Annotated in this window: 9 protein-coding genes; 4 read left to right on the forward strand and 5 right to left on the reverse strand. The window is 65.5% G+C overall.

Features of this window, described 5'->3' with window-relative positions; genetic code table 11:
• The first annotated feature begins 14 nt into the window (after nt 1–14).
• Genes ACQR1H_RS22945 through ACQR1H_RS22955 form a run of 3 tightly spaced genes read left to right on the forward strand, consistent with a single transcriptional unit; the run spans nt 15 to nt 2,993 of the window.
• Nucleotides 15–1,085 carry an ABC transporter substrate-binding protein gene (locus ACQR1H_RS22945; RefSeq protein WP_434908224.1) on the forward strand — a complete coding sequence of 357 codons (1,071 nt, stop codon included), beginning with the start codon at nt 15–17 and terminating at the stop codon, nt 1,083–1,085.
• Nucleotides 1,082–1,789, forward strand: a complete 708-nt coding sequence (locus tag ACQR1H_RS22950) for an SDR family NAD(P)-dependent oxidoreductase (RefSeq protein WP_434908225.1) — start codon at nt 1,082–1,084, stop codon at nt 1,787–1,789. The genes ACQR1H_RS22945 and ACQR1H_RS22950 overlap by 4 nt, the downstream gene beginning before the upstream one ends.
• 34 nt (nt 1,790–1,823) lie before the next feature.
• Nucleotides 1,824–2,993: a mandelate racemase/muconate lactonizing enzyme family protein gene (locus ACQR1H_RS22955; protein WP_434908226.1), complete on the forward strand. Its 1,170-nt coding sequence runs from the start codon at nt 1,824–1,826 to the stop codon at nt 2,991–2,993.
• Between the two features lie 108 nt (nt 2,994–3,101).
• On the opposite strand, the gene ACQR1H_RS22960 is transcribed toward ACQR1H_RS22955, so the two are convergent.
• From ACQR1H_RS22960 to ACQR1H_RS22980, 5 genes are all read right to left on the reverse strand, one after another.
• Nucleotides 3,102–4,430, reverse strand: a complete 1,329-nt coding sequence (locus ACQR1H_RS22960) for an LLM class flavin-dependent oxidoreductase (RefSeq protein WP_315805705.1) — start codon at nt 4,428–4,430, stop codon at nt 3,102–3,104.
• Nucleotides 4,431–4,491: 61 nt separating this feature from the next.
• A complete protein-coding gene (locus ACQR1H_RS22965; protein ID WP_315805706.1) occupies nt 4,492–4,782 on the reverse strand; it encodes a hypothetical protein in 291 nt (96 codons plus the stop codon).
• A gap of 61 nt (nt 4,783–4,843) precedes the next feature.
• A complete protein-coding gene (locus tag ACQR1H_RS22970; RefSeq protein ID WP_316181270.1) occupies nt 4,844–6,334 on the reverse strand; it encodes a sodium:solute symporter family transporter in 1,491 nt (496 codons plus the stop codon).
• 17 nt (nt 6,335–6,351) lie between these two features.
• Nucleotides 6,352–6,864: a flavin reductase family protein gene (locus tag ACQR1H_RS22975; protein WP_315805708.1), complete on the reverse strand. Its 513-nt coding sequence runs from the start codon at nt 6,862–6,864 to the stop codon at nt 6,352–6,354.
• On the reverse strand, nt 6,861–7,937 hold the full coding sequence (locus ACQR1H_RS22980; protein ID WP_315805709.1) for an LLM class flavin-dependent oxidoreductase: 1,077 nt from the start codon (nt 7,935–7,937) through the stop codon (nt 6,861–6,863). Before ACQR1H_RS22980 ends, ACQR1H_RS22975 begins: the two co-directional genes overlap by 4 nt.
• A gap of 456 nt (nt 7,938–8,393) precedes the next feature.
• Here ACQR1H_RS22980 and ACQR1H_RS22985 point away from each other — a divergent pair, with 456 nt between their 5' ends.
• Complete coding sequence (locus ACQR1H_RS22985; protein WP_315805710.1) at nt 8,394–9,263, forward strand: LysR family transcriptional regulator; 870 nt, start codon at nt 8,394–8,396, stop codon at nt 9,261–9,263.
• Nucleotides 9,264–9,690: the final 427 nt, after the last annotated feature.

Here is a 9,690-nt window from a genome sequence, read left to right on the forward strand (position 1 = left end):
GGGAGGAACGTAGGATGGTTTCGCGCAGGACATTCTTGAAGAGCAGCGCCAGCGCGGCGCTGCTGGTGAGCGGCGCCCCGGCCGGCCTGATGGCGGCGGACGCCAAGAAGATTCGCTTCGGTGTCGGGCTCAAGGCGCTCAACGCCACCATCATCAATTGCGTGATCGGCGAGGCGCTCGGCTACAACGCGCAGGAAGGGTTCTCGCTCGATGTCCAGGCGCTCGGCACCAATGCCAACGTCCAGGTCGCGACCGACCGCGGCTCCGTCACCATCGGCGTCGGCGTGCCGTCGACGGCGCTGCCGCTGCTCGCCAAGGGCGAATGGGGTGGCGCGAAACTGTTCTATCAATATACCTATCCGTACAAATGGGACATCGCCGTCCCGCCCGGCTCCGCGCTCAAGAGCTACACGGACCTCAAGGGCAAGAAGATCGGCGTGTCCGACTTCGGCGCCACCGAATATCCGGTGACCAAGAACGTGCTGAAGGCGCTCGGCCTCGATCCGGACAAGGATGTGAGCTGGGTCGCGGTCGGCAACGGCACGCCGGCGGGCGTCGCCCTGCAGCGCGGCGTGATCGATGCGCTCGCCTATTTCGATACGGGCTTCGGCCAGATCGAGGCGGCTGGCATCGAGCTGGCCTATCTGCCGCGTCCGACCACGATCCCGATGGTCGGCGGTCAGTTCCTGATGGCGATGCCGCAGACGTTCGAGAAGGACAGGGATCTCCTGGTTGGCTTTGGCCGCTCGGTGTGCAAGGCGTCGCAATTCCTGCTCGCCAATCCGACCGCCGGCGCCAGGGCCTTTCTCAAGATGTACCCGGAGACGGCGCCGCGCGGTGCCAGCGAGGACGCGGCGGTCAAGGCCGTGCTGCAGTCGATCAGCCGCCGGATCAAGCTCTACGCGCCGCCCTATGCCGATACGAAGATGGGCGGGATCAACGAGCAGGAGTTCCGCACCGAGGCCGCGATGAACGGGCTGGACATCAAGGACTACGCTGCGCTTTACACCAATGAGCTGATCGACAAGATCAACAATTTCGATGCAGTGAAGGTCAAGGCCGAGGCGGCCGCGTACAGGGGATGACGGCACAGGACCACGACAGCAGCTCCGGCCTTCGCCATGCGGTGGTGACCGGAACCAGCTCGGGCATCGGCCGCACCATTGCCGAGCGCCTGCTGGCGGACGGCTGGCGCGTGACTGGCATCGACCGCGCGGCCTCGGTGCTGTCGCACGAACACTTCGGCGGCTTCGAGGCCGATCTGGCTGAGCCGCAGACGCTGATCGCGCGCCTTGCTGACGTCGGCGCCGTGACCGCGCTGGTCCATGCCGCCGGCTACATGCGTGTCGGCCGTCTCGGCGAGTTGCAGGCCCAGAGCAGCGAAGGGATGTGGCGCGTCCATGTCGGCGCCGCGGAGGCGCTGGCCAATGCGCTGGCGCCGCGCCTGCGCGAGGGCGGGCGGATCGTGCTGATCGGCAGCCGCACCGCCAACGGCGCGGCCGGCCGCAGCCAGTACGCCGCGACCAAGGCGGCACTCACCGGTCTCGCGCGCTCCTGGGCGATCGAGCTGGCGCCGCGCCAAGTCACCGTCAACGTCATCGCGCCAGCCGCCACGGACACGCCGTTCCTGCGCGACCCCAGCCGCGCCGGCACCGCGCCGGTGCTGCCGCCGATGGGCCGCTACGTCGATCCAGGCGAAGTGGCCGCGCTCACCGCCTTCCTGCTGTCGCCGGAAGCGGCTGCCATCACCGGACAGACCATCACCATCTGCGCCGGCGCCTCGCTCTGACGCGGCGCTCGCGACCACGATCAGGAGAATGACCATGACCGTTCGTATCGTCGACGTCCGCGAGGTGACGAAGCCGATCTCATCGCCGATCCGCAATGCCTATATCGATTTCACCAAGATGACGTCGAGCCTCGTTGCGGTCATTACCAATGTCGAGCGCAACGGGCATCCCGTGGTCGGCTACGGCTTCAACTCCAACGGCCGCTACGGCCAGGGCGGCCTGATTCGCGAGCGGTTTCGCGCGCGACTCCTCGAGGCGGATCCCGCCTCGCTGCTCGATGCCACCAAGGACAACATCGATCCGGACAAGGCCTGGACGGCGATGATGACGAACGAGAAGCCCGGCGGTCACGGCGAGCGCTCGGTCGCGGTCGGCACGTTGGACATGGCGATCTGGGACGCTGTTGCCAAGATCGCCGACAAGCCGCTGTTCCGTCTGCTCGCGGAGCGCCACAACCGCAAGGCCGATCCGCGCGTGTTCGTCTACGCCGCCGGCGGCTATTACTATCCCGGCAAGGATCTCTCGGCGCTGCGCCGGGAGATGCGCGGCTATTTCGAGCGCGGCTACAACGTCGTCAAGATGAAGATCGGCGGCGCGCCGATCGAGGAGGATCGCCAGCGCATCGAGGCCGTGCTCGACGAGATCGGTCCGAGCAACCAGCTCGCCGTCGACGCCAACGGCCGCTTCGACCTGGAGACAGCGATCGCCTACGCCAAGATGCTGCGCGACTATCCGCTGTTCTGGTACGAGGAGGCGGGCGATCCGCTCGACTATCATCTGCAGGCGACGCTCGCCGATTTCTATCCCGGCCCGATGGCGACCGGCGAGAACCTGTTCAGCCACCAGGACGCCCGCAACCTGATCCGCTATGGCGGCATGCGTCCGGACCGCGACTGGCTGCAGTTCGACTGCGCGCTGTCCTACGGCCTGTGCGAATATCTGCGCACGCTCGACGTGCTCAGGACCTATGGCTGGTCGCCGTCGCGTTGCATCCCGCATGGCGGCCACCAGATGTCGCTCAACATCGCCGCCGGCCTCGGCCTCGGCGGCAATGAGAGCTATCCCGACCTGTTCCAGCCCTATGGCGGCTTCCCCGACGGCGTTGACGTCATCGACGGCCACATCACCATGCCCGAACTCCCCGGCATCGGCTTCGAGGGCAAGTCGGATCTGCATGCGGAGATGCGCGCGCTGAGCGCTTGAGCCGCGCGCCGTTGAGCAGGGGCCTTCGAGACGCGCCGCAAGCCGCACTCTTCAGCATGACGGAAGCTGGCATCTCGAAGGGCGGCCCGGCGGCGGGGCTCACCAGACTCAATCTTCCAGCAGATTCTCCCGCAAGGTCGTGCCCGTATATCGCGTCCTGAACCGGCCGCGCCGCTGCAACTCGGGAACGACGAGATCGGCGAACTCCTCGAAGCAGCCGGGCGTGTAGGTCGCCGCCAGCATGAAGCCGTCGGCGCCGCCGTCATCCATGTAGTGCTCGATCTGGTCGGCGATGTCCTTGGCGGTGCCGACCGCGACCGGCATGCCCATGCCCTGCGCGTAGATCATCGCCGCCTCCTTCACGGTCACCGGCGCGCCGCCCTTGGCGTAGATGATCGACTCGAACAGACCCTGAATGCCCGGCACCTCGATGTTCTGCACGATGGCATTGCCGTCGAACTTGGAGAAATCCAGCCCGAAATGGCCGGACATCCAGGCCAGCGCGCCCTCCGGCGGAATGCACTCCTTGATTCGCGCGTACTTCTCCTGCGCCTCCGAGCGTGTTTCCGCGACCACGGTCTGCAGGCCGTAGATCAGCTTCACCGAACCCGGCTTGCGATCGAACTTGCCGGCGAGCCGCTCGTTCAGATCGCCGGCATATTGCCTCATGCGGTCGACGTTCGGATGCACGGCGAAGATCGCCTCGGCATGCTTGGCGGCGAAGTCGCGGCCCTGGTTGGATGAGCCGGCCTGCCATAGCACCGGCCGTCCCTGCGGGGAGGGCGCGCAAAAATGCCGGCCATGGCACTTGTAGTACTTGCCCTCGTGGTTCACGACCTTGATCTTGGCGGGATCAGCATAGATGCCGGACACCTTGTCGGCGATGATCGCATCCGGCTCCCAGGAATCCCACAGCTGGTAGCAGACCTCCATGTATTCCTCGAGCCGGTCGTAGCGGCCGCTGCGCTCGGTCATGGTGTGACCATAGGCATCCCATTCGCTCTTGGAGTAGGACGACACGATGTTCCAGGCGACGCGGCCGCCCGAGAGGTGATCCAGGCTCGAGAGCCTGCGGCACATCGAATAGGGATGCTCGAACGCCGTCGACAGGGTGACGCCGACGCCGAGATGCTTGGTCGCGGTGGTGATGATCGGCACGATCGTCGACGGCTCGTGGGTCGGGCACTGCACAGCCCATTTCACGATCGCGTCGGAGCTGTCCTCGTGTGTGTTGTAGGGCGCGAGCTCATCGGCGATGAACATGGCATCGAACATCCCGCGTTCCATCGTGCGGGCCATGTGCTGCCAGTATTCCGGCCGGGCGAAATCCCAGCCGATCTTGTCCTTGACGTGGCGCCACATTCCGGTGGCGTGACTGTTCACGCCGTGCTGGATGAATCCCAGAAGATGAGCCTTCTTCCTCGTGGTCGTCGTCATGCAATGCTCTCCTTGCGTCCGAAACTCGTCCAGTCCGTCATGAACTTCGGGTGGTCGGTGATCAGGCGCTCTTCTGCTCGACGAAGAAGGCGAGCCCGCATCCAGCCGCCGTCACCAGCGCAAGCAGCGGGCCGGCATAGATCATCGCGGGGGTGAAGCCGACGCCGGCAATGATGACGGCGGACGCGATCACCGAGATCGCTGCCAGCCCGCCATAGCCATAGTCGGGCACGTCGGTCGGCTCGGCGGCGCCGCTGCGATATTCGGCGATGGCGTTCTGCAGGCCGCGCCAGAATCCAGCGAGGAAGAACAGGGTGACGAGAATGCCGACGATGGTGATCAGGACGTACATGGTTGGCTCCTTTGGGATGTCAGAGGGACGGGCGCGCCGAGGACCGGCGCGCCTCGCGCAGCTATTCGGCCGGGGCAGAGACCTCGTCGCCGATACGCTGCAGGCCGGTGAGGTCGAAGTTCTCGCCGCCGATCAGACCCGCGATGACGACGGTCAGCCCGCTGATCGCGACGATCGACAGCGTTCCGATCAGCTCGCCGGCCGTGGCGTAGATCGGCATGCCCACGCCGATCGCCAGCGCGATGCCGCCGACGAAGCCGATCATGTTGGTCTTCGGCCACAGGATGGACAGCACCAGCGGCAGCAGGATCGAGGTCTTCAGCGCATAGGTCGTCAGCACCAATGTCGTGAAGTCGAGGCCGGAGAGCACGATCAGGGTCGCGATGATGCCGCCGAGCAGGACCGAAAGCTTGGTGATCACGAACAGGCTGCTCTCGGAGGTCTGCGGGAAGTAGCGCTTGACGATGTCGACGGCGACGACCGAGGACAGCGCGGCACTGGCGCCGTCGATGGTCGAGTAGCAGGCGGCAAGGATGACGAGCACGTAAAGCAGGACCAGGGTCAGACCGAGGCCGATATGGGAGACGATGTAGGGGCCGACCGCGACGATGTCGCCGCCGAAATCGGCCGGCTTGAGGCCATAGGCGATGCCGACCAGGCCGAGCATGCCCAGGCAGATCGGGATCGGATAGAACAGCGCGCCCGACCAGAGGAACACGCGGCCGACGTCGCGGCTCTTGATGGCCCAGACCTTCTGCCAGAATGTCTGGTCCGAGACCGTTGCGGCGAGGAGGCCGAACGCAAGCGTGATGCCGAAGCCCGCGGCGGCATCGGGACGCAGCACCGACAGGTTGCGGGCATCGGCCGCGCCGGCGGCGTTGAAGACCGCTTCCGATCCGCCCGGGATCGCGGCATACACCGCGGCCACGACAATCGCCGCCGGCACGGTGATCATCAGCGTGTTGAGCGTTCCGGTCATCACGCTCGTCCACAAGCCTCCGAAGTATGAATAGGCGAGCACGCAGATGATGCCGACGACGGTCGCCACCTTCCAGTCGATCCCGAACACCGTCGAGACGACGACGGAGGTGCCCTTGAGATTGATCAGGATCTCCAGGATGATTCCGAAGATCATCGTCACGGTGACGATTGCGGTCGCGGCTTTCGACCTGCCGAACCGGTACTCGATGAACTCGGAGATCGTGTAGCCCTCCGGCATGTTCTTGCGCAGGATGCGGGCGAACGGGATCATCGCCATGACCGCGAAGCCGTTGGGCACCACGAACCAGAACAGGCCGGAGAGGCCCCATTGATACGTCATCGCCGAGCTCATCATCACCGCCATGGCCCAGGTCCAGACGGCGATCACCGAACCGACGCCGAAACCGAAGCCGACTCGGCGGTCGGCGATGATGAAGTCGTGAGTGTTTCGAACGAGGAGGGTCTTCACGGCATAGGACAGGGCGAGTGAGAACAGGCCTAGTCCGATCATCGACGCATACCCGAGGGTCGGCGTCAGGCTCGGCATCGCGGCAAAGATCGATTTGTCCATTGCGATTTCTCCGGGGTTCAGGAACTCTGGTGAAGCGTGTGATAGTTGCGGGCGTGGTAGAGCAGCGGCGCGCCGCCGCCCGCATGGGCGGAGGTCACGTTGCAGAGCACGATGGCGTGGTCACCGGACGGGATCAGGTCGACGATGGCAGTGCCCAGCTGTCCGAGAGCGCCCGCGATCAGCGGCGCCTGGCCGGCGCCTTCGATCGTCGCCACGTCATCATAGGAGCCGGGTGCGAGCTTGCTCGCGAAGCGATCGGACAATGCCCGTTGGCCGGCGCTGAGGACGGAAATCCCAACGCTCATACCGACGCCGAGGCAGGCGTAACTCTGGCTGTTCTGCGCGACGCAGAACAACACCCGTGGCGGCTGCAACGAGACCGACGTGACCGAGGTGGCTGTGAAGCCATGGAGCTGTCCGCCGCGCCGGAACGTCACGATGCAGACGCCGGATGCGAGCTGGCTGAACACGTCCTTGAAGCCCTGTCGTATGTCGCCGGCGGAAGTGATCGTGGCTTCGAGCGCGCTCATGACATCTGACCTTCGAAAGCGAGTGTGCGATTGTCCCTGAGCGGGCGGATCACCTGCTTCATGAACGGACCGGCGTCACGCATCGGGTCGTCGAACTGACAGACGATGCGATCGAGGCCCAAGGCCTGCAGCTGGGGGATGCGGTTGCGGATGTCCTCGAAGGAACCGATCAGGCCGAGCTCGAAGCCGGCGTTGGAATCGACCATCTGTTCCTCGCCGAGCGCGGCCCAGGCGGCGGCACCGGAGCTGCCGATCACCTTGCGGAAGAAGTCGATCGTCTGTGAATTGCGGCGACCTACGACCGTCTTCCAGCGCTGCCTTGCCTGCTCGGTCGTCTCGGTCGCGATGACGTAGGCATTCGCCGCGATCAGGATGGTCCGGCCCCAGCTGTTGGCCTCCTGACGCACCGCCTCGATGCGCCGTTTCAGCTCCTCGTCGCCCATGCCATTGAGGAACAGGCAATGGCCCCATTCCGCGGCCATCTGCATGGCGCGGCCGGAGTGGCCGGCGATCCACACCTCCGGCAGGGCGTTCTGGTCCAGGCCATAGGTCGGTGGCTGCTTGAGCTCGACCGGCTGCGCCTCTCCAGGCGGAGCGTCCGTCCCGGCAATTTCGGCAGGCGGCTGAAACAGGCCATAGAGCGTGCGCAGGAATTCGCCGGCGCGGTCGTAACGTCCGTCATGATCCAGCCAGTCGACGCCGGACAGGTCGAACTCCTCCTTCCACCAGCCGCAGACGATATTCATGCCGAGCCTGCGCTCCGCGATCTTCGACAGCGTGTCGAGCATCCGGGCGACGAGGAACGGCGAGCGGAAGCCGGGCTTGATGGCGCCGCAAAGCCCGACCTTGCTGGTGACGGCGGCGATCGCCGCCAGAATGCTCCAGGCGTCGGCGACGCTCTCGCTCGGGCCATGGATGCAGTTGAGCAGGTTCTCCGAGGCGTAAAGGAAGTCGAACCCGAGCGCTTCGGCCTGCTGGGCGATCGCGAGACAGGCGGCAACGTCAGGGCCGGTCGGTGCGTCCAGCGAACGCAGCCAGCCGCCATAGACGGGAAGCCAGATGCCGAACTCCATCACGCGACCCCGCATGCTGCGAAGGAGGCGCGCGGAGCACGATCATGGATCGGTGCCTCGTCGGTGGGTGTCGCAGAAGGTGCAGGCGGCATATCCTCGCTGTCCTCGCTCGAAAGCCTTCGTGCGAAGTAATTAGCAAGCGTCTTGCCAAACCGGGTCGCGCGCAGGCGTATGCGGTCGGTGCTGAAAATAGCGGCGTGATTGATCGATAAAACGTCCTGAAGTGCCTGCGGCGAAAGCAGATCGGAACTACTTATTCATTCAGTTCATGCGCACTGAAGTGTATGAATGATGCGGCGCCGCTTTTGATGCTGGTCCCTGCGAGGATGAAACGAATTCATCGAAAGCGATGGGAGTGACTGGTTTGACGGCAGGCCGACTCGGGAACTGGTTCGAATTTGTCCGTGGGAGCGCATTCGGCGGCGAGCCGGACGTCGCCGAGGCCCAGGAGAGTCCATGACCTTCGAGCAAATGAGGATCTTCCTCGAAGCCGCTCATTTTGGCAGCTTCACCCATGCTGCCGAGCGGCTGGGCCTCACGCAATCGGCGGTCAGCGTCTCGATCAAGAAGCTGGAGGAGAAGCTCGACGTCCCGCTGTTCGACCGCTCCGGGCGCCGGCTGATGCTGACCGAGGCCGGACAGGTGCTGTTGAACGAGGCCGAGCGGATCCTGCGTGACATCGAGCTGACGATGCGCCGTGTCGAAGGCCGGCGTCCCGCCTCACCGTCCGCGCTGGTGGCATGCACCGCCAGTGCCTACGACTTCTGGATGCCGCATCTTCTGGCGCGGGACAATGGTCCCGGCGCGTTCGGTGTCGATCTCGTCCGTGGCAGCGTCAACGAGGTAGCGGCTTATGTGATGCGGGGAACGGCGGATGCGGGGGTGACCAGCGCCATGCCGAGCCACCCGCAGTTCCGCCAGGTCGCCGTGTTCGCCGACCGACTGGTGCTATGCGCTCATCCCGAGCGGGCGCAGCACGTGCCGGCCGATCTGAGCTGGAAGTCGCTGGCCGAGCAGGCGCCCTTGTTGTGGGAGCACGGCGAACTGACGCAGACGCTGACCGCGGCGCTCGTCTCTCACCGGGTCGAGCCCGAGCGTGTGGCGCATCCCGTCCTCAAGCTGTCGTCGAGCACGGCGGTGATCTCGGCGCTGCTTGGCGGCCGCCATATCGGCTTCGTGTCGGATCGCGCCGCGCAGCCGTGGCTGGCGTCGGGGCGGCTCGTGCGGATCGGAACGCCGGAGATTCCCGTGCGCTATTGGCTGTTCGGCCTGCGTGAGCACGACATCGACAGGTTCGTGGCGCTGTTCGGTGCGCGCGTGGAATAGCTCCGGCCGCGCGCCTGCGCGGTGAGGGGCGATGACTGCCCGACGGGCAATCTGCTCATGACAGCTCTGCGTGAACTGCCCGTCGAGCCAGTTTGCCGCACCGTTGCGGCCTTGTGTCGTCGGGCAAATCAGGACGATGTTCCCACGCATCCCGCCTCACTCGGAGGGGCGTTGCGCGCGATCGTCACGACACGCGAGGCGGGGAGGCGATGGCCGCGAGGTGCCGCAGCGTAGCTTGCTACGCGGACGAACGGCAGCTTGCGGACGTGAAGTCGTGTGGTCCTGACCTCCCGGTGCCGAGGTCAAGTCGACGCCAGCGCTTGACGCGCTGCGTTGATGACGGGGGCAATCAAGCCGGTCCCCGGGGAGCAACTGTCTTTTTTGTAGACCGGTGATCGGCCGGCCTCAAGGCTGGCGCGAAGGCGCG

The sequence above is a fragment of the Bradyrhizobium sp. HKCCYLRH2015 genome, assembly GCF_051168215.1.
Lineage (GTDB): Bacteria > Pseudomonadota > Alphaproteobacteria > Rhizobiales > Xanthobacteraceae > Bradyrhizobium.

Coding starts and splice junctions, on each gene's coding strand:
- ACQR1H_RS22955 (WP_434908226.1), top strand. CDS start 1,824: ATGACCGTTCGTATCGTCGACGTCCGCGAGGTGACGAAGCCGATCTCA.
- ACQR1H_RS22945 (WP_434908224.1), top strand. CDS start 15: ATGGTTTCGCGCAGGACATTCTTGAAGAGCAGCGCCAGCGCGGCGCTG.
- ACQR1H_RS22985 (WP_315805710.1), top strand. CDS start 8,394: ATGACCTTCGAGCAAATGAGGATCTTCCTCGAAGCCGCTCATTTTGGC.
- ACQR1H_RS22980 (WP_315805709.1), bottom strand. CDS start 7,937: ATGGAGTTCGGCATCTGGCTTCCCGTCTATGGCGGCTGGCTGCGTTCG.
- ACQR1H_RS22960 (WP_315805705.1), bottom strand. CDS start 4,430: ATGACGACGACCACGAGGAAGAAGGCTCATCTTCTGGGATTCATCCAG.
- ACQR1H_RS22950 (WP_434908225.1), top strand. CDS start 1,082: ATGACGGCACAGGACCACGACAGCAGCTCCGGCCTTCGCCATGCGGTG.
- ACQR1H_RS22965 (WP_315805706.1), bottom strand. CDS start 4,782: ATGTACGTCCTGATCACCATCGTCGGCATTCTCGTCACCCTGTTCTTC.
- ACQR1H_RS22970 (WP_316181270.1), bottom strand. CDS start 6,334: ATGGACAAATCGATCTTTGCCGCGATGCCGAGCCTGACGCCGACCCTC.
- ACQR1H_RS22975 (WP_315805708.1), bottom strand. CDS start 6,864: ATGAGCGCGCTCGAAGCCACGATCACTTCCGCCGGCGACATACGACAG.